Source organism: Paenibacillus lycopersici (assembly GCF_010119935.1).
In the GTDB taxonomy this organism is placed as follows: domain Bacteria; phylum Bacillota; class Bacilli; order Paenibacillales; family Paenibacillaceae; genus Paenibacillus_Z; species Paenibacillus_Z lycopersici.
This window is the reverse complement of sequence record NZ_CP048209.1, coordinates 1931208-1957259: the sequence shown is the minus strand read 5'-3', so window position 1 is coordinate 1957259 and position 26052 is coordinate 1931208. Positions and strand designations below refer to the sequence as shown.

At 60.6% G+C, this 26052-nt stretch carries 24 protein-coding genes and 1 riboswitch; of the genes, 6 read left to right on the top strand and 18 right to left on the bottom strand.

Annotated elements, in window-relative coordinates:
• Nucleotides 1-3: 3 nt before the first annotated feature.
• The 9 genes from GXP70_RS08355 to yyaC all read right to left on the bottom strand — a co-directional run bounded on the left by GXP70_RS08355 (nt 4) and on the right by yyaC (nt 10604).
• Nucleotides 4-2331, bottom strand: a complete 2328-nt coding sequence (locus tag GXP70_RS08355) for an O-antigen ligase family protein (RefSeq protein WP_162356027.1) — start codon at nt 2329-2331, stop codon at nt 4-6.
• A 92-nt stretch (nt 2332-2423) separates the two neighbouring features.
• Nucleotides 2424-3137 (bottom strand): PilZ domain-containing protein, encoded by a 714-nt coding sequence (locus tag GXP70_RS08350; RefSeq protein ID WP_162356026.1) that lies wholly within the window; start codon nt 3135-3137, stop codon nt 2424-2426.
• Between the two features lie 84 nt (nt 3138-3221).
• Nucleotides 3222-3315, bottom strand: a riboswitch (cyclic di-GMP riboswitch).
• 41 nt (nt 3316-3356) lie between these two features.
• Nucleotides 3357-4439 (bottom strand): HD-GYP domain-containing protein, encoded by a 1083-nt coding sequence (locus tag GXP70_RS08345; protein WP_162356025.1) that lies wholly within the window; start codon nt 4437-4439, stop codon nt 3357-3359.
• Nucleotides 4440-4471: 32 nt separating this feature from the next.
• Complete coding sequence (locus GXP70_RS08340; protein ID WP_162356024.1) at nt 4472-5161, bottom strand: GGDEF domain-containing protein; 690 nt, start codon at nt 5159-5161, stop codon at nt 4472-4474.
• An 18-nt stretch (nt 5162-5179) separates the two neighbouring features.
• A complete protein-coding gene (locus GXP70_RS08335) occupies nt 5180-6853 on the bottom strand; it encodes a histidine kinase N-terminal 7TM domain-containing diguanylate cyclase (protein ID WP_162356023.1) in 1674 nt (557 codons plus the stop codon).
• 113 nt (nt 6854-6966) lie between these two features.
• Nucleotides 6967-8175, bottom strand: coding sequence for a class I SAM-dependent methyltransferase (locus GXP70_RS08330; protein WP_162356022.1), 1209 nt, complete (start codon nt 8173-8175; stop codon nt 6967-6969).
• 3 nt (nt 8176-8178) lie between these two features.
• Complete coding sequence (locus GXP70_RS08325) at nt 8179-8853, bottom strand: DUF6483 family protein (protein WP_162356021.1); 675 nt, start codon at nt 8851-8853, stop codon at nt 8179-8181.
• A 154-nt stretch (nt 8854-9007) separates the two neighbouring features.
• Nucleotides 9008-9853, bottom strand: coding sequence for an alpha/beta fold hydrolase (locus GXP70_RS08320; RefSeq protein WP_225442722.1), 846 nt, complete (start codon nt 9851-9853; stop codon nt 9008-9010).
• A 175-nt stretch (nt 9854-10028) separates the two neighbouring features.
• Nucleotides 10029-10604: a spore protease YyaC gene (yyaC, locus tag GXP70_RS08315; RefSeq protein WP_162356020.1), complete on the bottom strand. Its 576-nt coding sequence runs from the start codon at nt 10602-10604 to the stop codon at nt 10029-10031.
• Between the two features lie 162 nt (nt 10605-10766).
• On the opposite strand from yyaC, the gene GXP70_RS08310 reads away from it, so the two are divergent.
• On the top strand, nt 10767-10994 hold the full coding sequence (locus GXP70_RS08310; protein WP_225442721.1) for a DUF1128 domain-containing protein: 228 nt from the start codon (nt 10767-10769) through the stop codon (nt 10992-10994).
• A gap of 196 nt (nt 10995-11190) precedes the next feature.
• On the opposite strand, the gene GXP70_RS08305 is transcribed toward GXP70_RS08310, so the two are convergent.
• Nucleotides 11191-11649 carry a hypothetical protein gene (locus GXP70_RS08305; protein ID WP_162356018.1) on the bottom strand — a complete coding sequence of 153 codons (459 nt, stop codon included), beginning with the start codon at nt 11647-11649 and terminating at the stop codon, nt 11191-11193.
• 231 nt (nt 11650-11880) lie between these two features.
• On the opposite strand from GXP70_RS08305, the gene GXP70_RS08300 reads away from it, so the two are divergent.
• Nucleotides 11881-13011 (top strand): ROK family transcriptional regulator, encoded by a 1131-nt coding sequence (locus tag GXP70_RS08300; protein ID WP_162356017.1) that lies wholly within the window; start codon nt 11881-11883, stop codon nt 13009-13011.
• Between the two features lie 87 nt (nt 13012-13098).
• Here GXP70_RS08300 and GXP70_RS08295 read toward each other — a convergent pair whose 3' ends face one another.
• From GXP70_RS08295 to GXP70_RS08275, 5 genes are all read right to left on the bottom strand, one after another.
• Complete coding sequence (locus GXP70_RS08295; RefSeq protein ID WP_162356016.1) at nt 13099-14286, bottom strand: hypothetical protein; 1188 nt, start codon at nt 14284-14286, stop codon at nt 13099-13101.
• A 23-nt stretch (nt 14287-14309) separates the two neighbouring features.
• The gene (locus GXP70_RS08290; protein WP_162356015.1) at nt 14310-15602 is read right to left on the bottom strand and encodes a DegT/DnrJ/EryC1/StrS family aminotransferase; all 1293 of its coding nucleotides are present in this window, start codon (nt 15600-15602) and stop codon (nt 14310-14312) included.
• A 240-nt stretch (nt 15603-15842) separates the two neighbouring features.
• Nucleotides 15843-17420, bottom strand: coding sequence for a UDP-glucose--hexose-1-phosphate uridylyltransferase (locus GXP70_RS08285; RefSeq protein ID WP_162356014.1), 1578 nt, complete (start codon nt 17418-17420; stop codon nt 15843-15845).
• Nucleotides 17421-17494: 74 nt separating this feature from the next.
• Nucleotides 17495-18478, bottom strand: coding sequence for a UDP-glucose 4-epimerase GalE (galE, locus tag GXP70_RS08280; RefSeq protein ID WP_162356013.1), 984 nt, complete (start codon nt 18476-18478; stop codon nt 17495-17497).
• 58 nt (nt 18479-18536) lie between these two features.
• On the bottom strand, nt 18537-19709 hold the full coding sequence (locus tag GXP70_RS08275) for a galactokinase (RefSeq protein WP_162356012.1): 1173 nt from the start codon (nt 19707-19709) through the stop codon (nt 18537-18539).
• Nucleotides 19710-19946: 237 nt separating this feature from the next.
• On the opposite strand from GXP70_RS08275, the gene GXP70_RS08270 reads away from it, so the two are divergent.
• Together GXP70_RS08270 and GXP70_RS08265 are read left to right on the top strand one after the other, a co-directional pair.
• A complete protein-coding gene (locus GXP70_RS08270; protein WP_162356011.1) occupies nt 19947-20816 on the top strand; it encodes an AraC family transcriptional regulator in 870 nt (289 codons plus the stop codon).
• A gap of 134 nt (nt 20817-20950) precedes the next feature.
• The gene (locus GXP70_RS08265) at nt 20951-21847 is read left to right on the top strand and encodes a phosphoribosyltransferase (protein WP_162356010.1); all 897 of its coding nucleotides are present in this window, start codon (nt 20951-20953) and stop codon (nt 21845-21847) included.
• Nucleotides 21848-21862: 15 nt separating this feature from the next.
• Here the strand turns inward: GXP70_RS08265 and GXP70_RS08260 are convergent, their stop codons facing one another.
• The 3 genes from GXP70_RS08260 to GXP70_RS08250 form a co-directional block, all read right to left on the bottom strand.
• A complete protein-coding gene (locus GXP70_RS08260) occupies nt 21863-22273 on the bottom strand; it encodes a helix-turn-helix domain-containing protein (RefSeq protein ID WP_162356009.1) in 411 nt (136 codons plus the stop codon).
• A gap of 139 nt (nt 22274-22412) precedes the next feature.
• The gene (locus GXP70_RS08255; protein ID WP_162360364.1) at nt 22413-22574 is read right to left on the bottom strand and encodes a DUF1328 domain-containing protein; all 162 of its coding nucleotides are present in this window, start codon (nt 22572-22574) and stop codon (nt 22413-22415) included.
• Between the two features lie 207 nt (nt 22575-22781).
• On the bottom strand, nt 22782-23861 hold the full coding sequence (locus GXP70_RS08250) for an asparaginase (RefSeq protein ID WP_162356008.1): 1080 nt from the start codon (nt 23859-23861) through the stop codon (nt 22782-22784).
• 237 nt (nt 23862-24098) lie between these two features.
• On the opposite strand from GXP70_RS08250, the gene GXP70_RS08245 reads away from it, so the two are divergent.
• Both GXP70_RS08245 and GXP70_RS08240 read left to right on the top strand, forming a co-directional pair.
• On the top strand, nt 24099-24311 hold the full coding sequence (locus GXP70_RS08245; RefSeq protein ID WP_162354581.1) for a hypothetical protein: 213 nt from the start codon (nt 24099-24101) through the stop codon (nt 24309-24311).
• A 413-nt stretch (nt 24312-24724) separates the two neighbouring features.
• The gene (locus tag GXP70_RS08240) at nt 24725-25969 is read left to right on the top strand and encodes an NAD(P)/FAD-dependent oxidoreductase (RefSeq protein WP_162356007.1); all 1245 of its coding nucleotides are present in this window, start codon (nt 24725-24727) and stop codon (nt 25967-25969) included.
• The last annotated feature ends 83 nt before the right edge of the window (nt 25970-26052 follow it).

The following is a 26052-nucleotide window of genomic DNA, read 5'->3' as shown; positions in this document are numbered from 1 at the left end:
TTATCAATCCGCCGAATCACCGATTCCCCCCGGCGGCTTGTTTGGCTGCGCCTGTGCTTGCGCCTGATCCAGGGACAGGCGGACGGCAAGGCGACGGCATTGCTCCGCGGCCGCTTCGGCTTCGGCCGTCATCGTAAAGCGCCGCCCGCCCGGCGCATGGCGATCGGCGAGCGCCTCATACGCCGCATAGAAGGCATCGGCTTCATCGGCCGCAAGCCAGGCCTCTTCCCGGCGGTCCCCGGCTCGCATCGTCTGCGCGAGCCGGGCCATCGTCACGACCGCTTCCGTCTGCTTCGCACGGTCGAAGCGGTCACGCTCCAGCGCGCGGCGCATCCAGCCTGCGGCGCCGCGAACGTCCCCGCGCTCGGCGGATTCGCGGCCGAGCGCCCACATCAGCGGCACGGACTGCGGTTCGTCGCGCAGTCCGGCCGCCAGCAGCGCCGCCCGTTCCGGCGGCGGCGCAAGAGCGGCCAGCTCGAGGCGAATCCGCGTCCAGTACGGATTCGCCTCGAGCGCCGCGCGGAGCGCGGCCGTGCGTGCCGCGCCGGAGGCGGCCGCGGCCGTCTCGCGGTGCCGCACGGCGGCATCGAACCGCCAGCCGAGGATCGCGGCGGCGGCGAAACAGCCGGCAGCCGCGGCCATCAGCGCGGCTCGCCAGCTTCTCCCGTCAGCTATCCGGCGGGCTGCACGGCTGCTTCTCTCCGCCACCGCGGCCATCATTACACGGCCTCTGCTGCTTCCTCCACCGCTTGCCCCCGCCCTTATACCTCCGACCGAGTCACCTGCCGGCTCGCCGCTGGCATAATAGACAAGCCAGCTCACGATAAGCAGCCAATCATAGCCGAACGACAAGTCGAAATCGATCAGCGCATGGAGGAGCAGCACGCCGATCGGCAGGAGCCCCGTCCGTTCTCGCTTCCACACGGGAATAAGCGCCGCAGCCAGGACAAGCATCGCTGCTAGCAGTCCGATGAGACCCAAATCGAGTACAAGCTCCAGCAACCCGCTGTGCACTTCATTTCCGACGTACGGCTGCGACTGAACCTCCTTGAAGAGGCTCCGCCAGGCGTCGCCTCCTCTGCCGAGCAGCGGCGCCTCCCGGATCAGCTTCCAGGCGTCGCGGTAATAGAGCCCTCTCGTCGCAGCCGTCGCATAGGAAGCGCCGCCGCCTCCCAGCCTGCCGTACACCGCCGGCGGGAGCAGCTGCGTCATCCCGACAACGGCGGCGAGCCAAGCCGCAATGGACAGCCCCGGAAGCAGGCGCTCCCGGCAGCGGCCGATCCACGCCCGCATACCGAGCAAGCCGACCGGTGCGGCGCAGAAGACCGCCAGCATTGGCAGCGCCGCCGCAACGGCCGCTTCGGCGCCGGTCCCGCCTGCCGCCGCATGCGGCCAGGCGCCGATTACCGCGCGGCAGGCGGCACTGCCGCAGACGAGCGTCCAGCCGCCATAGAGCAGCCAAGCGCAGCGTTTTCTGCCCTTCAGCAGCAAGCAGCCCGCCAGCCAGGCCAGCGCGGCAGCGGCCCAGGCGCCTCTGGACTCCGTAAGCAGCATGACGAGCAGATACGGGACGGCTCCGGCCGAAACCAATGCGAAGCCGGCCAGCGAACGGGCGCGCAGCAGGAGCAGCCAGCTCCAGAGCAGATAGGCGGCGGCGACCGCACCCAAGAAATTCGGATACTGTACGAAGCCCGCCAGCCGGGCGCCGACGGCAGTCAGTCTCGCATCGCCGCTCGTCATGACCATGGACGGGAAAGATAACGCGCCCATCCATCCCGCCAAGGCGCAGCCGGCGACGGCGAGCCCCGATGCCTGCAGGGCGGCAGACAGCCAAGCGCGTCTATCCGGCGCAGCGAAGCTTACCTGCAGCAGCAGCGCAAACCCCGCGAACGCGCAATACCGAAGCGTCTGCTGCAAGCTGCCGAGCACGGACGCCGGATGGACCAGAAGCGCCGCCCCATACAACAGCGCAATCAGGAGCAAGCCCAATACTAGCAAGAAGGAAGGAGAATTCCCTTCCTGTACTCGTCCTTGCATTTGCCCTTGCATTTGCATTTGCATTTGCTCTTGCATTTGCTCTTGCTCTTGCCCTTGCTCTTGCTCTTGCATTTGCCCTTGCCCTTGCATTTGCCCTGCCTGCATTCGCCCTCGCCGCGCCAACGTCCGTGCTCGGACGACTCGCATCCCTATGACGAGCAGCGCCGACAGGCAGATCAGTCCTTCCCACCTGTAGAACGCCTCGTCGAAAAACATTCCGTATCGGAACGCCGCCCCCGTCAGCGCCGCTGCCGTCAGCAGCGTTCCCAAACCAAGCCGAATCCTACGCAACATTCAAACCTTCCCTCGGCAGCCCAATCGGCATGCCATACTTTGAAAAAAGGAAGACGCCACCGTTGTCCGGTCAGACGTCTTCCTTCATCCCGCTATCGTTTCTTCTTCTCGTTCTTCATCCGGAAATAAGCGCCTACCTGCTTGTGGATGACGAACGCCCGCAAGGCACGGCGCTGCTGCTCGTCCAATTCCAGGAACCGCCCGCCGTATGTTGTCCATTCGGCGCCTTCGTCCTTGCGGATGATTTCCACCTGGCATTCGAACGGCGCCTCCAGCTCAAGCGTTACGCCGACAATATCGCCGCTGCTCAGCTTCGGGCCGACAGCCAGCCGGAAAGCGATGCCCGAGTCGCTAATGTTCTGCGTGATCAATTCGAAATTCTCTTCGACTTCGACGCTCATCGATTCGCCGCGAACCGTCATCTCGCGGGACAGCGAATACGTCATCGTCCCTTGTACGGCGGCATCCACGCGAGGCGATTCGCGCCGCTCTTCCAGTCCGGCGAATGAACGCTCGGGGAACAACACCGCGAGCGCGCCGTCCGCTTTCGCTATGATCGTCGAACGCATGCGATGAATGCCGACCGGCGAATAGAAGGTTAACTCGACGGGTTCGCCCAATGCGAACTGTTTAAATTCCGACAGCTCGATTTCAAGCATGTCTCCCTCGGCATGGGCTAAAATGCCGGTTGAGACGTAACCTTCCTTCTCGACGACCGTTCGGCTGTGCAGCAATGATTTGACGGCGAATTTCGGCTTCTCGCTGACGTAGATGTCCCGGTCCTTCGCTCTTGTCCCTCCGGTCATGCCGTTTCCTCCTCTAAAAATGAAAAAAAGCGCTTCCTTCATACCGGAGCCGCTTGCAGGCCCTGACAACCGTCAGGGGTCCATTTCGGCAGCCAGGCTATCAGTTATTCGTCATTGACGAACCTTAGACCCTGTGGCTTTGCGTCCTTGCCTTTCGACAAGTTTGCCAGTTTCGATGTCTATGAAGTTGATTGGATACGCGTTCGATCGGATGCTTCATTACACTTCTTTGACAATAACGAGGCTGGGCTCGTCTTTCAGATCGATCTGATAACCCGACGGCGGAAGCGTTCCGTCCTTCTCCCGGATGACGCGCACGATCGGCCGATGGACCGCCAGCGGATTGTTGACCGCAACGACCGCGATCTGCCCGGAATTGAGCAGGACCGTCGTGGCAACGGGATAGATCGAGATATGCTTGCAAAACACCTTGATCAAATCCAAATCAAAATATGTATTGCCCGCCGCGAACAGAAATTCGATCGCTTCCGAGGGGGTGAACCGCTTCCGATGCGGCCGGGTCGACGTCAACGCGTCGTATACGTCCGCGATCGCGACAATTTGGGCGTATTCATGAATCTCGTCCCGCTTCAGCTTCCGCGGATAACCGGAGCCGTCGTAACGTTCATGATGCTGAAACGCGCAATGGGCCGACAAGAGCGAGATATCATGCTGGGCCCGGATGATGTTGAAGCCTTCCTGCGTGTGCTTCTCCATCTGCGCACGCTCGGCCGGCGTATAGATGCCGGGCTTCTTCAGCAGTTCCTTCGGTATTTTGGTCATGCCGACATCGAACAGCAATGCGCCCATGCCAAGCTCTTCCAGCTGATTTCGATTATACCCTTTTGCCAGCCCCATAATACCTGACAGAATCGCAACGTTAAGCGAGTGATTGAACAGATAGCTGTCGGCGAAGTTGATATTCGATAAACTGACCATGACTTCTTCGCGTCCCATGAGATCATGTATGATCTCGCTGAACACTTTACGGAACGTACGGCCAAGCTCGGGGGCGATCGTTCTCCCTTTAATGACCGGCTGATCCATCAGCGTGGTCATCGTCTTATAGATGGCGTCCCTCGCTTGCTTGTGCGTATCGTCCCGAATGGCGGAAGTCGGCTCCAGCCCTTCGGTCATCGGGTCGTCCACGAATAACGTTTCGATGCCAAGCCCCATTAACCTGTCAATGAAACGCTGGTTAAGCTCAACGCCGACGCCGAGCAAAACATTGCCATTCTCCTGCAAAATAGGGCGGGCAAGCTTATCTCCCGGAGCTACGGAGTTTATGTCGGTTTTTCTCATAGGTGATTCCCGCCTTTATCGCGTGCTTATCGTCATGCCTGCAGCGCTGCCGGTTCGGTTTCTTGCGTCTTGCACACATGCTTGTCTCCGTACATTTTCTTATCGGCCAGATTCACCAGCTGGCTCAAATCCTTCCCTTGATCCGGGAAGACCGCGCAGCCGATCGCAACCGATAGACGAAGACCAATACGTCTGGAGACTCCGAGCAGCTGTTCATGTATGCGGCTCGAAATCCGGTCGACCGCCTTCTCGTCCGCATACGGACAAATCATGATGAACTCGTCTCCGCCCCATCTGCCTACGAGCTCGCCGCGGTCGGAGCAGCTCCGCAGCGTCTCCGCGATCATGGCAAGCGCCATATCGCCTTTCTGATGGCCGAACCGGTCGTTCACTTCCTTGAAATCGTTGACATCGAGCATGATCACCGACATCCGCTTGCGCTTGCGGTGCGCCTGCTGCAGCAGCTTCCGAAACAGCGTCTCGATGAATCTCCGGTTGTAGATGCCTGTCAGGCTGTCCACCGTCGATTCGACTTTTATTCGGTCGTAGCTGCGGCCGAACAGCCACGCAGACGGAAGCGCCACGGCCGCCAGCGCGGCAAGTCCGATCTGAACGGGAAGCAGCAAATGCCCTCGGCTCGATGAAAGCAAGCACAGCGCCGCCGCCGCCGCCGTCATTCCCAATGCGGCAGCAGATGCGATCCATCGCCCGCGCGTTGACATTTCGCTGCCCCCCTCCGCTTAATAATTGACGATTCGGTTGCGCCCGTCGTCCTTCGCCCGATAGAGCGCCGAGTCGATGTTATAGAACAGTTCTTTCAGGTACTGCTTGACGTCGTTGACCTGCAAATCGGTCTGTTCCTCCACCACATGTATGCCCATGCTGATCGTAACGGAAATCGGAGATCTGCCGCGCCCGGTCGGAATCGTGTTGGATTCCACGACTTCGCGTATGCGCTGCGCCAGCCGCTCGGCCTGTTCCAGGTTCGTATGCGGCAGGTAGACGGCGAATTCTTCGCCGCCGTAACGGGCCAGAATATCCGTCCGCCGCAGCGCTCCCCGCACCGCTTCCGCCGTACGCCGGATAACCTCGTCCCCGACGACATGGCCGTAGGTATCATTGACCAGCTTGAACAAGTCGATGTCGAACAGAAAGACGGCGAACGGTATGCGATACCGTAAATTCGTCAGCACCTCATGCTCGAGCTGCTGCATCAGAAACCTGCGGTTGAAGCAGCCCGTCAAGCTGTCCGTGACCGCCATCTGCTCCAGCTTCCGGTTCGCCTGGAACAGCTCGTCCTGCATGTAGATCAAAGCGCGGTTGCGTTCTTGCAGCGAAATGTTCTGCTCCTGGGACTTCAAGATATGCAGCTTCAGCTCCGTAATATCTTGAAGGGTTATGACTTTGCCGAGCAAGCTGCCGCCGACCAGGATCGGAGCCGCATGCATCGCCAAATACTGCTTCGGCTCGCCCTTCGCGCCCAATACGAGCTCCGTATGCGCCCGTTCGCCGGATGGCATGCGGAATGCCTTCAGGAAGCCCGGCTTCGCGTTAGCTTCAACCAGATGGGCATCAAGAAGCGCTTCCAATTCGAACGGCCTCCCGATGGTGACGGGCAGCTTCGGACAGACATTGCGATTGACTTCGATGACGATGTCATGCTCGTCCAGCACGATGATCCCGACCGACAGCGTATCCACGACATCCTGCTGCGCGATTTTGACCAGATCGAGCGAGCGGTGCTTCCGCAGCGCGTACAAGAAGCAAACATCCGAGGCCAGAATGCCGAGCGACGTAATGCCCGGAATCACCTGGAGCCATGGATCCAGCAGGACGTTCACCAGCAGATCGAGCATCGGAAACCCGGCCATGACGACAATGCCGACGAACGCATGCTTCAATCGCGCGCGTTCGGCTTGGTGCGTCTGCATACGCGCCTTATCCCTGACGAGGCGCAGCGAATATAGAAAAGAAGCGACGAGCAGCAGAATCATGCACCAGAAGAGCGGTCCGTATTGCCGCTCGCCGAAGTCGCCGCCAACGGGGGCGACGAACAGATTGGCAGGATTCCAGATCATGGCGACGGACAAAAGAAGCGAAGGCGCGAGCAGCAGCAGCACGACGTTCCGGCTCGGCTTGTAGTACGCTCCGAGCGAGAGGAACTTCATAAACAGCATCCAGCCGAAGCCGAGCATCGATAAACCGACAAAGGATAAAGTGATATAAAAAATCTGAAGGTGTGGACGATCTGTCGTGTGGACGCCGACTTGGCCGATCGGCCAAATCATCATGAAGAAGTGGAAGAGCAGATATACTTTGTACTGCGCAGTTATGGCGTTCTTAACGAACACATAGAAGAAGATGGACACTAAGCCGACGAGAACGCCTAAATCGATACCAATCGTAAGTCCCATGTACTCCACCTAAATTACCAGTTAATTTTGCACGACCAAAGACCTGGGACAATCTGCATATGCTTTTCCATTCTATCACACTGTTCAGAGATTCGACAATAAGTCGAGCCACCTTATTTAGCGGATCCTACGGCTTGTTTGAGCCGGTCTTCAAGCGCGCGCTCCAGGTAGGGATCGGCGTTCAGCATGTCCCGAAACGCCTCGTATTCCTCCCACTTCCGCCCGGCATCGCCGCCGCTTCCGGCCATCCTGACGGCGCGGATCAGCATATTCTTCGGCGTATGCTCCGGATCGATGAATTCCAGCAGCTGCGTGCGGTAGCCCAGCACGTCCAGCAGCTGGCTGCGAATGGCGTCCGTGGCAAGCGCGGCGAACCGTTCTTTCAGCAGCCCGTGCGACAGCAGCGGCTTCATCGTCTCGTTCGCGATCTGACGGAACAGCTCGTGCTGGCAGCAAGGCACGGACAGAATGACGGAGGCTCCCCATTCCACCGCCTTCGCGAGCGCGGCGTCCGTCGCGGTGTCGCATGCGTGCAGGGTAACGACCATATCGACCTCGGTCTGTTCCTTGTAATCGGCGATGTCCCCCACTTGGAAACGAAGACGGTCGTAACCGAGCTTCTTCGCAAGCTCCGAACAGAACGCGATCACATCCGCCTTCAGATCGAGACCGACGACCGAAATCCGGCGTCCTTGCTGAACGGCGAGCAGATGGTAGAGCGCGAACGTCAAGTACGACTTGCCGCAGCCGAAATCGACGATCGTGATTTCCCGTCCTTCCGGCAGGTGAGGGAGCACGTCGGTCACCATCTCAAGGAAACGGTTGATTTGGCGGAATTTGTCCTGCTTCTTCGCGATCACCTTGCCGTCCTTCGTCATAATGCCGAGTTCCACCAGGAACGGCGCCGCTTCACCCTCCTGCACGACCCGCTGCTTCTGCCGGTTATGCGCGAGCGTTTCGTTCTTCGCGGCGGGCGATAACGAAGACGGCTTGCTAAGCACCGCCGCTTTGCCTTTCTTCGAGAACAGCACTTGAACGTCGGCGTCGTCCGTGCGGATCAGCGCCTGCCGGTAATGCTGTACGAGCCATGCCGCCATGCGCTCCGCCGCTTGATCCTGCGGCACGTTCTCGTGCGTCACTTTATTATCGATGTAATATTGAAACTGGTAGTGGAGCGCGCCTTTCAGCTCGATCGGCCGGATGACCGTCTTGGCGGGTACGCCGCCTTCCTTGCGCCGGAGCTGGCTGAACGTCGCTCCTCGCAGGCTTCCCTCCGCGACCCACCGTTCGACGTCGCGCTGCCATTGTTTCTTGCTTTCCATGTGCTATCCTTCAGCTCCTAAACCGCTTTCGATGTCTTCCATGATCCGTTCCAGCCCGTCCACGACTTCGTCGCGCGGCAATCCGCCCGCTTCCAGCGATTCGTCCGGCAGCAGCAGCAGCCTGCGATAGAACTCCGCCGCCTCTTCCCGAGGAACCATGCCGTCTTCCAGCAGCTCGTGCAGGACGTTCTCGGCTTCGTCGTACCGCTTGTCTCCTTCATGCCATTCCCACATCAGCAGCTTCGTTGCGCGCGGCAGCTCGTAGCCTTCCAGCTGCGACGCCAGATCGGCGGCTTCCTCCGACGGCGTCCGCAGCATGGCGGGCGCGTCCAGCAGCGACAGCCGCATGAACAGGTGGAACGCCTTCAGCTGAAGCGGATAGCTCTGCTCCGTCCGGCCGAGCTCGTTCAGAATCGCCGCTTCTTCTTTCATGAGCAGCGCAACGCCGCTTAAATTCGCGGTCTCGACGACGCCGTTCGTCGTCATCATCCGGACGAGATCTGCATCGGACAGCTGACGGATCAGCTTGCCGTTCATGCGAAACCGCTTGTCCAGCAAATCGTCGATCACCTGCAGCGCTTCCTCCTGCTTACGCTGCTGGCGCAGGCCCAGAATGGCGCCCGCGGCTTCCCCCATCTCCTGAATCATGCGCATAAAAAAATCCCGCTGGAACACCATCGCCGTTTCCTCCCCCTGTCGACAAACGCGAAACGCGGATATGCCGAATGACGGCTTTTCCGATATCCGATATCCGCCATCTTCCATGTCCGCTTGCTAATTGGCTCAACTCATTATTATAGGACTGCCTCCGCATCGAAGACTCCCAGGTTCATCATAATCGGCTCAAGAACGCGAGCATTTCCTCCGCTAGGCGCTGCGGCGCTTCCACCATGCTCATATGCCCGCTGCCTTCCAGCAGCGCCTGGGTAACCTGCGGGCCATCCGTCGTGAACGTGCTCGCGGGCGGAATAACGCCGTCCTCCGAGCCCGCGACGAGCAATCGCGGCACGGACAGGCCGTCCAGCACGCCCGTGCGGTCGGGGCGCGCCTTCATGCCGAGCGCGGTCGCCGCCGCGCCTTCCGCGTCCGTTCCATAGCCGACATCGATCATGCGCTTCACTTGATCGCTCATCGATTCCCGGTGAGCCGGCGCGAAGAGCTTCGGCACCAGCCCTTCCACGAACGGCGCGATGCCGTCCGTACGCAGCGCATGAGCCGCTTTGTCGCGGTTTCCTCTCGCCTCTTCGCTGTCCGGCTTCGCCGTCGAATGCACGAGGCCGAACGCGGCCAGCTTGTCCGGATGCCGCTCCGCGAATGCAAGCGCGGCGTAGCCGCCGAGCGAATGGCCGAACAGCGTGACGGCATCGGTGTTCGCATGGTCCAGCAGCTGCGCCAGATCCGAGGCAAAATCCTCCATCGCGTAGACGGGCTGCCGCGGCGCGGAGCTGCGGCCATGGCCGCGAAGATCCGGCGCGATGACCCGGCCGGCGCCTTCGAGCTGCGGAATCACCCGCTCCCAATAGGAGGAGCTGCCGCAGAAACCGTGAAGCAGGACGATGATGCGTCCCGGCTTTCCGCCTCCTTGAGGGTTCGAATCGTAATACGCAAGCGTTGGTCCGCCGGACAGCGCGAACGTCGAATTTGCAATGGAAATTGTGCCCGTAGTCGTCATGATCATGTTCCTTCCCTTCCGGTTTGGCTGGTACAGCATGGTCGAGCGTCGATTCGCGCAGCTTCTTGCTTTCATGTCTTATTGCCTTCATGTGTTCTTGCCTTCATGTCTTCTTCATGTCTTCAAGCAGAACAACAATATCCGCAACGGTCCTTATAATCCTATCCTTAAACGCGCAGCCTCATGATCGAAGCCGCATCGCTTCCACTTCCGGCCGGCCCCATGCCGCTTGAACGGCGCTGGCCAATGCCCGGGCCATGCCGAGCACTTCATGCAGCGACGCATGCTGGATGGTCCAATACGGCTTCACGCTCTTCGGCCCCACGATCCCGGCAATGCTGTAATGTCCCGCGGGGGACAGCCGCTTGCCGACCGCATGTCCCGGGTAGAGCGGTCCGTCGCCGACGATATAGCCCGGCTCCGCTTCCTTGACGCCGAGACAGGCGTCGATCGCGATCGTCAAGCACGATTCCGGGATCGACGACTTGAGCGATTCGTACCGGTCGGCGTCGCAGGGATCGTCCAGCGTCCCGATCACCCGGCGCCAGCCTGCCTGCTTCAACAATGTGCCGACAAGCGGCCCGAACGAATCGCCGGTCGAGCAGTCCGTTCCGATACATAGGAAAGCAACGCGGGCCCGGTCCGGCTGAACGGCCGCCGCTTTCCGCAGGAACGCTTCCGCCCCTTCGATCGCGACGCGCTGCCTGACCACGGAATCTTCAGTCCGCCCTCTGCGCGCTTTGGCCCGGTTCCCCATCGGTTCTCGCTTCCTCCTCGTTCCAACTTTCCTCATTGTAACCAAATCGCTGCGCCGCTTCAAATCGGTTCATCCATGCGAACGATAGTGGCGAGTCTGCCTCAGGCATGCTACAATACCCTACAAAACCAAACAGCCCGCACGGGCGGGAGGAGCGTAACAGTGAGAAACTTGGAAGAAGCGAACATCGAGAACGTCGCCTATATGATTGAAGCGATCAAGAGCAAGCTGCGCATGGCTTCGGGAGCCGCGATGCAGGCAACGAACTTCAGCCTCGATAAATACGACGATTTGCGCGATGTCTACGAAATCGTAGCCGGCAAGGACAAGTTCAGCATCAGCGAGGTCGAAGCGATCGTTTCCGAGCTCGGTCAGCTGCGCGATAAGTAACGCCTGCGCGTCGCGATAAGCAATGCCTATACGCTAAGCAAGCCTGATTGCATTATTACATTTAATTACAGTTCCCGACATAGTATGACATTATAAAAACCGGGCGCGACTCGCGCCCGGTTCTTGTTCGTTCCGCATCTATTCCATGCCTCTTCCCATTCATCCTCTTCCCGCAGGCAGCCGGATCGCTTACCCGTCAGCTGCCGCCGTCTGCCTCATCCGCTTCCGGCGCCGGGCTGCCCGAGGCCGAGATCGACAGCTTGACGGACACCGTCTTGCGCTCGCCCTTCAAGAAATACGCGAGGCGTTCCAGCTTCTCCGCGAGTTCGGGGCCGCTTAACGTCACGTTCAGCTCGTAGCCGAATTGATCCTCGGGGACGGAACGACCGCCGGCCGCCGGGATGGACGAATACGCTTCCGCGGAGCTGCGCGACATCAGCAGCTGCTCCGGCGAGAATTTATCCGATTTGTTCACGACGCGCTCGTAGATCCGCAATTTCTTGAGCAGCATGTAATACTGCGCGGAATGCTTGAAGCCCCAGGCATCGCGAATGTCCTTCAACGTGTAATCCATCTTCCACTGCTTCAATTTCTCGACTTGTTCTTCGGTCTGCAACGCAAGAAATTCATCAATCGGCAAAATCGGCTGCGGCATTTATAAATTCCCCCCGAAATCTAGAAATTCGTTTCTGATTCATTTATTTTCGCCATAACGATCAGTTTTCCTTTTTATACTATAAATATATTCCAGTTATTCATGTTGATCGCGATTATCTTCGTATTGCTTCTTGCTGCAACGACGACATTTTCGCGCAATGATTGACATTATGTACGACAAACATGATAATTCAACTAATAAATTAATTAACGAGCGAGGTGTGCCTGCATGGAGTTGACCGCATCCGAAAAAACCATTCTGACCGCTATCGGCGCAAATGACGGCATATCGCGCAAGGAACTCGCCAAAGCGACGGGGTTGTCCCCGGGTTCGGTCACGCTTCTGACCAAGGCGCTGCTTCAGGGCGGCTATATCGTCGAAGGCGAACGGATCGGCGCCGGGCTCGGAAGGAAAGAAGTGCTGCTTCACGCCAATCCGGACAAGTTTTATTTCCTCGGCATCGATATCGGCGGCTACCGGGTGCGCATGGCCGTCTCGGACAATCGCTTCGCGATTCTGCACGAGGCCGAATTCTTGATCGCCGACGTCGACGAAGACGCGCCGAAGGAAGCTTGGGTCGTCGCATCCGCGGTCCGTTTGATGGAAGATATCGGGATGGATACTTCGGCGATCGCCGCAATCGGCATCGGGGTGACGGGCATCGTCGATGCCGGCAGGTCGCTCGTCCTGAGCATTCCGAACGCGAAGCATTGGGAGCGGCTTGATTTGCCGCAGGCGTTCCGGCAGTCGTTTCGCTGTCCCGTCTACGTGGAGGAAGGCGGCCGGACGATGCTGCTGGCGGAGAAGTTCATGGGGAAAGCGAAGGACGAGGCGGATTATATCGTCGTCCACAGCGCGTACAGCGTCGTGGCCGGCATGATGATTGGCGGCCAGACGCTTCGGGGGGCGCGCAACGCGGGAGGCCTTCTCGGTCATATTACGGCGGATCCGAACGGCACGCGGTGCACATGCGGCAACTACGGCTGCCTCGAGAATATCGTCACGTACCCGATGCTGGAGCACGAGTACAAGAACCGGGACGGTCAGTATCCGTCCTTGATCGAGGCGTACCGGCTGAACGACAAAACCGCGATCGACGTCTGCATCGAAGCCGGCCAAGCGTTCGGCATCGCGCTCAGCAATGTCGTCAATCTGTTCAATCCGGTATCCATCTATCTGGGCGGTCCGATGTTCGACGACTTCCCGATCCTGTTCGAGGAAATGAAGCGGACCATCACGCTGCGCGCCAACCGGTTCGCGACGCTCGGGCTGCAGCTTGAAAGAAGCTCGCACAATCACCGTCAAGGGCTGTACGGCGCCTTGATCCTGGCGAAGCACGAGCTTCTCTTCCCTTCCTAAACGCACGGCGGGCAATGGCTTGCGCGACTGGCGTCGAGCAGGGGCGGGAGGCGCCGCCGGCCGTCGGCGGCGCTTAAGCCGCTCCCGCTATTCTTGCAAGGCGGTCAGCAATGCTTCGACATCCGCGAGGAAACGCGCCTCGATCTCGTCGGCATACGGCGTCGTGTTCATCTCGTAGCCGCCCAGCCCGTCGTGAAACGCGCGGAAGCTCGGAATATAACCGGAGTACCCGTTCGCCACGCCGCAGGTTAACAGCACCGGAAACGGCGATCGCGCTTTGATGATCTCCGCGTAGGCATTGAACACTTCGCCCGAAACCGACAGGATCGCCAAATCCCCGGAAGCGATGCCCGAGAGCGTGACGGGAAATTCGCCGGCATGAAATCCGCCGCGCGTCTTGTACGCGCAATCGCGCTGCCGCGCCCGAATCGTTCCCGTGCGTACGCCGTCCGAACGCCGCAAGGCGTGCTTCAGCTCATCGCTGAATACGCGCGCGCCTTCGCGCACATGCGAATACGTATCTCCGGCATGCCCGCTGTCGCCGTACGCCGGGCAAATATCGCCCGAGAAGCCTTGCAGAAACAGCGCCACGTACCCTTCCGACTCCGCCTCCAGCTCGGACATCGCCAGTCCGACGATATCCGAGCTGATCCTGGACGTCGGGTTTCTGACGGCCGTCGGATGAACGGCGAAGTTGACCAGGCAGCCGAGCGGGCCGCCGTCCTCCTTGATGAGGCTGACGATCGTAAAATCCCGATGAATCGGAACGGAATGATCCGCATGCAAGCGCGGCCGGCGAAATGCCGAGATTTCGCTCTGCCCGCCGCTGACTTGCAGCGTCACGGGCACGAGCGCTTGCGTCAAGCCGGCGATAGCCGCCGTAATGCGGGACAGTGCCTTCTCGCCGAATTGCGCCGGCGCGGTATGCGTATGCGTGGGATTGACCGACACATGCGCCTCCGGCACGCCGGCCGCCGCGGCCCAGGATGCCCGCGTACCGGCCGGAAACGTCGGCACGAATTCGCGGTAAACGTCCGGCTTGCCGCCGGGATCGGCGACGTGAACGACCGCCTCGTTCGCCAAGCAGCAATCGACGCCGACGATGACGCTTCTTGCGGCTCCGTCATCCAGGATGAGAATGCGGGCGTATAAATCATCCAGCGTGTCCCGCTCCGGATCGGCGATATTCGCATCCGGATCGTACCCTTGCAGCGCAGCGGGCTCCTCGGGCGTAATCTTCACTTTGCCCATGGCCGCTTTCATCGTCCCTGCCATCTGTCCGTTCCCCTTTCCGCTCCCTATTGATGCTGCGCGGCCGCGCCGGCATCCGACTGCGCCATATGGGCCGCTACTTTGCGAATCGCTTCGACGACGTCCTGACAGTCTTCCTCCGTCAACGTTTGATGAATCGAGATGCTGATCGCCCGGCCGAGCAGGTCGAGCGTCCGGGGGCACATGTCCCGGTCGTACTGCACGCTGCCTTTGTAGCTCGCGCAGTTCCAAGGCGTGTCGTTCGGGGTCGCCCCTCGTTTATCGAGCACGTAATCCCAATTCACGTAGATATGCCGATCCGCGAATCCGTTGTTGTGGATCGTGCCGTTCGGGATGCCTTCCGCCGCCAGCAGCTCGGAGAAAGCGCGCGCCCGTTCGCCGTCCGGCAGGAAGAACACCAGGCTGTACGAGACGTCCCCTTCCGCGTCCGGCACGCGCTGCAGCCGAATGCCAGGAAGATCGGCAATGCCGTTCACGATCCGTTTCTTCGCGCTTCGCAGACGCGCCACCACCCCGTCGATCTTCCCGGACTGGGCAAGGCCGAGCGCCGCCTGGATCTCGCTCATCCGGTAGTTCTCGCCGGCGAACGATTCGATTCGGGTCGACGGCTCGACGCCCCAGAACAGCACCGCGCAATCATGGTAAACGCTTGCACGGGCGTGCAGCCCGGGGTCGTTCGTCACGACCAAGCCGCCTTCGCCCGACGTAATCACTTTGTATTGCTGGAAGCTGAAGCAGCCGGCATCGCCGATTCCGCCGAGCGGACGGCCTTTGTAAGAGCCGCCGTTCGCCTGCGCCGTATCCTCGATCACGATCAGCCGTCGCTTGCGGGCGATGGCCATAATCTCGTCCATCTGGCAAGGCGTCCCGCGCATATGAACGGGAATGACGGCTTTCGTATACGGGGTGATCGCCGTTTCGAAGGCAGCCGGATCCATCGTCAGCGTGTCGTCGATCTCGACGATGACCGGCACCGCCCGCGCGATCAGCACGGCCGCGGCCGTGGCGATGTAGGTATAGCCCGGAACGATCACTTCGTCGCCCGGTCCGATGCCCGCGCCGACGAGCGCGCTGACGAGCGCGGACGTGCCGGCGTTGACGGCCAGCGCGTAATCGGATCGCGTGCGCTGCCGATACAGCGCTTCCAGCTTCGCCGCCTCCGAGTCCTGGATGCCTTCGCCATAGAACCGGAAGACGCGTTTCTTCTCCAACACGCCCAAGACGAAGCTTTTCTCCTGTTCATCGAACTCCTCCGTGCTGATAAACGGCGGTACCCAAGGCTTCGTACGGACCGGGACGCCTCCATGCTTCGCTAACATTTGTTCATCTCCTCTACGTGATTAATCGCTTCGGTGACGCTAGGGCATATATTTTAACAATTAAATTATAATCCCTAAATATTAGCGTGTAAATGATTGTGATTAAAATATATTCGAATGTCGGAGAGACATCACCGGCAACGCGCGAGGCTCGATGCACGCCAAAAAAGGCGGCGCAAGGATGATCCCTGCACCGCCTCGGTCTTGCGCCTGACCCGATTGCCGTTATCGTGCCCTCGTTCAGCCTTGCTCGGCCAGCCCCAGCGACAGGAGGAACCGCGCGAACGCCTCCCGGCCTTCCGGCGTCCGCTTGAATACGCCGGCATCGCACAGCACGTCGAGGAATTTGCGGCCGACTTCGTCGCGCAGCAGCGCTTCCGCCTGCTCCGCGGACAATGCCATGCCATTCGCCGCGATCATCGCTTCGATCCAGTCGGCATGCTTGGCGAGCGGGCCGCTCTGTACGGCCGTCCCGTCGTACGCCGTCTCGCCCGTCAGCAGCCGCGCGATTTCTTCGAGCTCGGCTTTAAGCCGGCCCGGCAGCACGGCGAGCCCCATGACTTCGATCAAGCCGATGTTTTCTTTCTTAATATGATGCAAATGCCGGTGCGGATGGAAGATCCCGTCCGGGTGCTCCTCGCTCGTGCGGTTGTTGCGCAGCACGAGGTCCAGCTCGTACTCGCCGTTGTCGCGCAGCCGCGCAATCGGCGTGATCGTGTTATGCGGCACCTGCCCGCCGCCGCTCTCCGTGAAAGCAAGAACGTCGGCTTGCGGGTCGCTGTATGCCCGCCAGGCATCGAGCATGCGGGCGGCCGCCCGCAGCACGGCCGCCTTGTCGTTGCCGCGCACGCGCACGACGCTCATCGGCCAGGCGACGATGCTGTACGTCACCCCGTCGACGGCCGGATCGCGGAACGTCTTCTCGGCAGCCGCCGTCTCCATCGCGAACACGTGACGGCCGCCCTGGAAGTGGTCGTGGTTCAGGATGGAGCCGCCCACGATCGGCAAATCCGCATTGGAGCCGATGAAGTAATGCGGGAACGCGTCGACGAAGTCGAGCAGCCGCGCGAACGTCTCGCGCGAGATGCGCATCGGCACATGCTTGCCGTTGAACACGATGCTGTGCTCGTTGTAGTACACGTACGGCGAGTACTGGAGATACCAGGCTTCGCCTTGCAGCTCAAGCGGCACGACGCGCAAATTCTGGCGCGCCGGATGGTCCGCGCGGCCGGCATAGCCGACGTTGTCCGCGCAGAGCAGACATTTCGGATAGTTGCTCGGCGCCATCGTCTTCAGCAGCGCGATTTCTTTCGGATCCTTCTCCGGCTTGGACAGATTGACCGTAATCTCGAGCTTCCCGTAGCCGGTCGGCTGTTCCCAATACTGATTCTTCGCGATGCGGTCCATGCGAATATACGTGGAATCGATGTTGAGCCGGTAGAATTCATCCGTTGCCTTCATGATGCCTTCGCGCTCCGCCGTGCGGCGGAACCGCGCGGCCGTTTCCGACGGCCGCGGCATGAGCAGCCCCATGATGCGCGCGTCCAGCAAATCGCGGAACGTCATCGTGTTATCGGGAACGAGCCCGATCGAGGCGCCGTAATCGAGCAGCGGCTCGAGCAGCGATACCGGGCTGTCCAGCCGCTCCTCCGGCACTTCGCCTTCGTAGGCTTCGGTAAATCCGAACAGATCGATCAAAGCGTTGCGGGCGGCATAACCGTCGAGCGGCAGCTCGATCATGCCGCGCTGCGCCGCGAATTGCACAAGCCGCTCAATGAGCAGGAGCACATCGTTCTTGCCGGGCAGTTGTTGTGTCATGCGGTCTCTCCTTCTCTCCTATTAGCCTGCTCGGAAGCGGGTGTATGCATTTCCGATCACCCGGCGCAGACCGATTACTTGTACCCTTGCGGGTTCGCTTGATGCCAGGCCCAGGCGCTGCCGATGATGTCCTCCAGCTTGTGGCGGCTCGGCTTCCAGCCGAGCTCTTCGCGGGCGCGGGCGGACGAAGCGACGAGCACGGCCGGATCGCCGGCGCGGCGCGCTTCGATGACGGCCGGGATGTCGCGGCCCGTTACTTGGCGGGCGATGTCGATGACCTGCTTCACGGAGAAGCCGGTGCCGTTGCCGAGGTTGTAGACGGCGCTGTCGCCGCCCTTGCGCAGCCGCTCAACCGCCAGCACATGCGCGTCCGCCAAGTCGCTGACGTGAATGTAGTCGCGGACGCAAGTGCCGTCCTCCGTCGGATAGTCGTCGCCGAAGACGGATATATGCCGGCGCTGGCCGAGCGCGGTTTGCAGGACGAGCGGCACGAGATGCGTCTCCGGATTGTGATCCTCGCCGATCTTGCCGCTTGCGTGCGCGCCGGCGGCGTTGAAATAACGGAGCGCGATGTATTTCACGCCGAATGCGACGTCGTACCATTTCATCATTTTCTCCATCGCCAGCTTCGTCTCGCCGTACGTGTTCGTCGGAAGCGTGCGGTCCGCCTCGTGAATCGGAACGCTCTCGGGCTCGCCGTACGTCGCCGCCGTCGAAGAGAAGACGATGCGCTTCACGCCGTGCGCGTTCATCCGCTCCAGCAGGCAGAGCGTGCCGTACACGTTGTTGTGATAATATTTGCCGGGATCCTTCATGCTCTCGCCGACCAGCGAATTCGCCGCGAAATGAATGACCGCGTCGATCTCGTTCTCCCCGAACACCTGATCCAGGAAATCGCCGTCTCTCAGATCGCCGACATACAACTTGCCGCCAAGCACCGCTTCCCGATGCCCTTGCTGCAGGTTATCGACGACGACGATGTCCTCCCCGCGCTCGAGGAGCGCCGCGACCGCATGCGAGCCGATGTAGCCCGCGCCTCCCGTTACCAATACTGCCATGATGAATCTCTCCCTTCTCTATTTACGAATCCAAAGCCATCTATATCCGTTGCTGCCGTTACGCCAGTTGCTCCACGCCGTTGCCGATCGCGCAGACGTAGAAGTCCGCAACCAGGCCCGTCGCTGCCGTATACTGACGGCCGACTTCCGATTTGAACGTCTCTATGCTGTCCTTGTGCACCAGCGATACCGTGCAGCCGCCGAAGCCCGCGCCCGTCATCCGGGAACCGAGCACGCCGTCGACCGTGCGCGCCGCCGCAACCATCGCGTCCAGCTCGGCGCCGGTCACTTCGTACAGATCGCGGAGCGAATCATGGGAGGCGTTCATCAGCCGGCCGAACGCGGCGAGATCGTTCGTGCGCAGCACGTTCATGGACTGCACGACGCGATCGATCTCTTCGACGACGTGCTGCGCCCGCTCGCGGACGACATCGTCCTTGATCAGATGCTTGTTCGCGTTGAAGTCCGCCAGGGGCAGCTGGCCGAGCAGCGTCAGGTTCGGGAACGCGGCCTTCAAGTCCGCGACCGCCTGCTCGCACTGGCTGCGGCGCTCGTTGTACTTGGAATCGACCAAGCCGCGGCGTTTGTTCGTATTGCCGATAACGAGCTGATAGTCGCCGGAATTGAACGGCACCAGATCGTATTCCAGCGTGTCGCACATGAGCAGAATCGCATGGTCCTTCTTGCCGTTCGCCACCGCGAACTGGTCCATGATGCCGCATTGAACGCCGTTGAACTCGTTCTCGGATTTCTGCGACAGCAGCGCGATCTGGACGGTATCCGTCTCGCAGCCTTCCATCGTCAGCAAGCCGTAAGCCGTTACGACCTCGATCGATGCGGAGGACGATAGACCCGCGCCGTTCGGAATTTCGCCGTGGAAGAGCAGGTCGTAGCCGCTGCCGAACTCGACGCCGCGGTTCTGAAGCTCGTTCACGATGCCTTTCGGATAGTTCATCCAGTCATCCGCCTCGTCGTAGACGATCGGGGAAATCGGCAAATGCTTATGCTCCTGGAAGTTCGTGGACGCCAGGCCGAGCTGCAGGTCGCCGCGTTTGCGGATGAGCAGCGTCGTGCCGAAGGTGAGCGCCGCCGGAAACACGTAGCCGCCGTTGTAATCGGTATGCTCGCCGATCAGATTGACGCGGCCGGGGGCATGGAAGACCGCCAGCCGTTCGGATGATTCGCCGTATACGTTCAGAAATCGTTGTGTCAGTTCTTGCAAGTTCGCCATTGAGTCGCACCGCTTTCTTTTGGAAGGTATGGAGATCGAATTGAAGATGACTTGCGTGTCCGCATGCTGTGTCTTGCAGCGTGTTTCTAGCTTCAGTATAGCCGAAGGCATGCCTGCGCGAAATGGCTTGATGTGAGCATCGGATGGAATTTTGTGACCTGCTATCGAATGCCGGCGCATCCATATGCTACAATGTACGACAATAGAATGAATCGTAAATGAAGGAGTTTCCTCATTATGGAGCTGCGTCCGACCTATACGGTGCTGTCCAATCCCGAACCGAATGCGCATGGTGATTTATATGTCCTCTTCGCAGGCGAAAGCCAGACGAAGCCCGGCCATCTGATCGGTCCCAAAGTGTACGACTTCTATCTGATGCATCATGTGCTGTCCGGCTCGGGCAGCTTCACGTGCGCGGGGCGGCGGCATGAGCTGCGCGCCGGCCATACGTTCCTCATTCACCCCGATCAGCTGATCAGCTACGAATCCTGCGAGCGCGATCCGTGGCGGTACCGCTGGATCGCCTTCGAGGGCGGCTCGGCAGCGGCGCTCGTCGCGGAAGCCGGGCTGGAGCCGGGCGCGCCCGTCATCGACACGGGCCGGAATCCGCGCGTGGCGGTGCTCTTTCACCAGATGATGCGCATTTTCCGGCAAAGCGGCAGAGCGTCGCATCTGCGGGCGGCGGGTTATCTGCAGCTATTGTTCGCGGAGTACGCCGCCGAGCTGACGGCCGCCGAGACCGCGTCCCAGCAGCAGCGCGACGATGGCGAAGCCTTGACGCAGCAGGTGCTGCGGTACTTGTCCACCCAATACGCCGAACCGATCTCCATCGAAAATATGGCGGATACGCTCGGTTACAACCGCGCCTATCTCTCGCGTCTATTCAAAAGGCAGACCGGCGCGACGCCGGTAACGTTCCTGCTCAAGCTGCGCATCGACAAAGCGCATCTGCTGCTGCGCGAGCGGGAAGAGCTGACGATCGAGCAGATCGCGGCGTCCGTCGGATTCCAGGATCCGCTTTATTTCTCCAAGCAGTTCAGGCGGTTCTACGGGCAGTCGCCGACGGTGTACCGGGAAGCGATGAGGGCGCTGCGCGGGGAGGAATGACGGGCGGACAGTATGGGTGAGAAAGACTCGTTATGGGGATGAAAAGAAGGTTTGATCTCCACATTCGTTTCCGGTATTTAGACCGACTGCTATACTTGTACACGGTGAATCCACATGCCGAGGAGGGATTGTCCGTGCCGAATAGTCAAGCAGCGGAGCAGTTATTGAAGCGATTGATTGCAACAGGGGGCCTTGCGGTTAGACGCAGCGCCGACGACGAGGCGTTCTGGTATACGTCCGGCAAGCCGGGGCCTTTCTACATCAATACGGAGCAAATCGCCGGCCGGCAGCTGGCCCAAGACGTGCTGCAGCGCCTCGACGACGCGCTGATAACGGATGCTGCTGCGGAGCGGCGGGCACAAGCCATCTGGGGAATCCTGCATCAGGCGGTCCGTGCCGACGACCAATACGGAGCGGCTATCGAAGCCTTGACGGCCTATTACCTCGATCGTCATGCGAGGCCGGCCTTGATATCCGGCGGCGAACGGAGAGACTGGTTCTTCTCCATCCCGATGGCTGCCCGGCTGGGCGTCCCCCATGTCATGCTGTTCAAGAACGGCGAGCATCAGGTCACCGATCATGAAGGAAACGCCGTCCGGCTCGAGCTTCGCGGACAACGCGTCCTGCATGTCGCCGATATCATCAATCAAGCGAGCAGTTACGTGAACCGGTGGATTCCGATCCTGAACCGCGCCGGCGTTCATTTCGCCGAGACGCTGTCCGTCGCCGTGCGCAGCCGAGAAGGCATGGAGAAGCTTGCCGATCAAGGCGTGTCGGTCCTCTCCCCGCTAACGGTCGATCGGCCGTTGTTTAAGGAGGCGTACGAGCTTGGCCTGATTAATGCGTTCGCCTATCGCGAAATCTTGCACTATTACGAATCGCCCCTGGACTGGACCAGACACTATATTGCGGCGATGCGCCCGGCTCGCGAGCGCAGGCTTCCGGTCAAGGGCAGCGAGGAACGCGAGCGGCATTTCAAGGCGCATGACCCTTTCGGGCTGAAAGCGGAATTTCCCGCTTATTTCGTGTAATAGACGGGCGGGCTGTCAAGCTTTGCCCTGCTCCTCGCACTGCTTGCGGATGGATTCGACCGTATAGGTGAACGCTTCGGCGGCCTTGTAGGCATCGAGCGCTTTCTCCAGATGTTTGACCTGACGGGCAAACTCGGCCGGATTGTCGGCATGCTTGCCGAGCGTCCGCGCGCCGGACAACAAGTCTTCCTTCGCAGCCTTGAAGGCGCGGCGATGTTCCTTCTCGATCAGCTGAACGGCCATATACGTATAGATCGCGGAAAATTCCTTGTCCTCGATACGCTGCTCGCGCGCGGCAAGGTCGCTCTCGCTGATCTCCCAATCGCCGGAATCGGTCTTGGCGGCGGTCAATCGTCCGTCGTTGATCATGTTCAGCACGGTTTTGTAGTGCACGCCGAGCAGTACGGATGCTTCCTTCGCATTCATAGGGGGCTCGCTCCTTATCCTCATTTATCCCTATAGTAGTGGATATATAAGGATATGTAAAGCAATGAGAAACGGCGCTCCGGGAATATCCCGGCAGCGCCGTTTCTGTCGGAGCCAGAGACGATCATCGCGTTAGCCGCTAGACTCGTCTTCTGCCGAAAATAAACGAGATGATGAACAAGACGAGGAACACGAAGAACAGTATTTTGGCAATTCCCGCAGCGGCGGAAGCCAGCGTGAAGAACCCCAGCACCCCTGCCACTAATGCGATAATAAAGAAAAGCACGGCGTATCCTAACATAACCATCACCCTTTCCGTTTCTCGTAAACGCTGCTGTTTGTTCCAGCTTACTTGGCATATACACCATCGGCGTTCCGGTTGAAACGGAGACCTATGGACTGGCGGCTGCCGGACTGCAGGGCGAGTTATCGTGCATCAACGAGCGAACCCTCCGGTTCGCGCCGCCAGGCGGCGCTTTTCCGGAGGGTTGCATTTGGGTTCATTTGGTTAGCGGCCGATGTTCCGCCGCAGCTCCAGGCACGGTTCGCGCCGGCCCGTAACCTGGCCGGCGTCGTTGCGCATTTCCGGCGGGATCTGCTGCCGGATGCGGGCAATCAGCTCCCGGCCGAGTCCCATCTGCGCCAGCATGGCGCAGACCGCCTCCGGCCAGGGCGTTTCGGTGCCGTCGGCGAGCTTGACGACGCCGGCGATGCCTTCGCGGCCCAGGGCGAAGACGAAGACGCCCTGGGCGCCGCTCTTGGCGACGACGTTCCCGTCGCCAAGCATCGCGCTCGCCAGCCGGCCCGGCCCCTCCACCAGGGCCGGGTGGCGGCGCATCGCAGCGGCGATCCGCCCCGCCGCTGCCGCCATGGCTCCGCCCGTCGGCGCTGCCGCGACGGGCGAGTCCGGGCCGCCGTCTGCCGCGGCGGCGTCCCACGCGGCGAAGCGCGCGTAGATGAGCGCCAGCCGCCATAACGGCAGCGCGAATACGGGCAAGCCGCAGCCGTCGATCGCGCAGCCGACGGCTTCCGGCTCCAGGTCCGCGAGCGCGGCGACCGTCCGCAGCAGCTCCTGCTGCAGCGGGTGCTCCCGCTCCGCGTATGTCTCCATCGGCCAGCCGCGCACCTTGCACAGCGCGAGCATGCCGATATGCTTGCCCGCGCACACATGGTACAGCTTGCGCGGCTGCCCGCCGCGACGGATGACCTCGTCGCGCGCCTCCAGGTTCGCGGGCAGCTGCGGCGCGAACACGAGCTGCTCCTCCCGCACGCCGGTTTGCGCCAGCATCCGCTCCAGCACGGCGATATGCGCCGGCGTGCCTTGATGCGAAGCGCACATCAGCGCCACGGCGTCGTCTCCCAGACCGTACGCCTCGAGGACGCCGCCCATAATGGCTGGCAGCGCCTGCACCGGCTTTGCCGTCGAACGCATATACGTCCAGACCGACGCATTTCCCGCTTCCGCCATAATCGCGCCGTCGGCCGAGACGACCGCGGCATGGCCGCCGTGCACGTTCTCTATGACCCCTCCGCGGGTCGCGATCACGAGCGGCACGCCGAGCACGTCAGTCACTGTCGGTTTCTCCATCATCATATCCCCTGTCGTTCGCAATACGTTTGCTCTGATGCCAAAAGATCATTTTACCACGAAAAGCCGCCTTTACCTACCATCCCTCATTCCCTACTAGCCTATTCGCCCGCATCCGAATGCGCTTCTATCCGCCGCGGGTCTGCTTGGGCGATCCCCCGGCTGCATTCACCTGCGTTTCAATTCATCCTCGCGCGTGTAGTTACGTATAAGTCTCACGCAAAGGAGAAGATGACGATGACAGAAGTGAATCCGCAACGGGACGGGCAGCCGCAAGATTCGTCAGCCGGGCAGGCCGGGCGCAAGTCCGAGCCGATCGCGAAGGCGAAGAACGGCTCCATGGTGCAGGATATGCAGGATTTGAAACGGCTGGGCAACGATATGAAGCATATGAAAACGAACAGCGAGCTGCAGGAAGCCGGTCTGATCCCGGATCCGATTCAAGACTAGCGCGTGCCGCCATAATGGTTGATGGAGCAGCCTTCCGCCAATGTAGCGTACGTGGTACAACACAGGTCGATTCTGGCGTTTTCTCACCTATGTAGTGTACGTGGTACAGCACATCCGCTCATTCCGGCGTTTTCCCGCCAAAGTATTGTACGAGGTACAACACATCCGCTCATTCCGCTGTTCTTCCACCCATGTATTGTACCTGGTACAACACATCCGCCCATTCCGCCGCTACTCTTCGCTGACGGGTCTTTCCCGCCGGATCCCCTTCTTTCATCCATCCCTGTATCTATCTGCCAATCGCAGCACGCCAAGTCCATTACGACATCGATCTTCTTCACATTCACAAAGGCGATTTTCCCCTTCTTGTTTCTGTCTCGAACGGGCATAATATCCACGGGAGGCATGATAAAATGAAACATTTGCACGAAGGCCGTTTATACTGGCAGGAAACGCTGCCGAATCCGACTGCCTATCCGCCGCTGGAACAGGAGCTGCATGTCGACGCGGCGATCGTGGGCGGAGGCATGTCCGGCTCCCTGCTCGGCTACATTCTCGCCCGGAGCGGGCTGCGGACGGTGCTCCTGGAACGGGGCGAGGCTGCGGGCGGCAGCTCGCAGGCCAACACGGGCTTGCTGCAGTTCTGCAATGACGTGATGCTGACCGACCTCATCGACCAGATCGGCGAGCACCGCGCCGTCACGTTCTATAAGGCCTGCGCCGAAGCCGTGAACGACCTGGCGGACGTCGCGTCCTCGCTCCCTGTTGATACGGCGTTCGAGCGCAGCAGCAGCCTGTACTTGGCAAGCACCGAGCAGCATGTGCCCAAGCTGAGAAGAGAATACGACACGCTGCTGGCCAACGGTTTCGACGTGGAGTACTGGGAGCCCGAGCTTATCGGCGAACGCTTCCCGTTCCGCAAGTCCGGCGCCATCGTCACGCACGGCGACGCGCAGCTCAATCCGTACCGCTTCGTGCACGCGGTCATCGATGAAGCAGCGGCCTCGTTCGGGCTCATCGTTCACGAGCATACGGACGTCGTCGGCCTCCGCACCGATGAGAAAGGCCAGCATACGCTCAGCACCTCTGCCGGACCGGCCGTTCATGCGAAGCATGTCATCTATGCCGTCGGCTACGAGCCGGAAGAACTGCGCGGCAAGCTGGTGAGGGCACAGTTGAACCGGACGAGCGCCATCCTGACGGAGCAGCAAGCCGACGTATCGCCTTGGTACGGCCGTTATTTGATTTGGGAAACCGCCCGTCCGTACTTCTACGCGCGCTTGACCGATGACGGCCGCGTCATCGCCGGCGGGTACGACGAACCCGGCGGAAAGCCGCTCGCCGGGCAGCATGCGCGGGATGAATTCTCGGACAAGCTGGCGGACCGGATCAAGCAGCTGTTTCCTTCGTTCCAAACGGCGCCTGCATACGAATGGAACGCGACCTTCGCGCTGTCGCAGGACGAGCTGCCCTTCATCGGCGAAGATCCCCAATGGCCGCAGGTTTATTATTGTCTTGGCTACGGCGGCAACGGCACGGTATACAGCATGATGGGCGCCAAGCTCATCCTCGATCTCATCGAAGGCCGTTCGAACCCGCTCGCGCCGATCGTCGGACTGGGACGGAAGTCGCTGCAGCCGAGTCCGGCCTCTTCATGAATGACCGTCAATAGCAGCCGCAATAACAGCCCGTCCATGCGCAATACCGTATCAACGACGATACCGCGCCAACGCTACGCTCA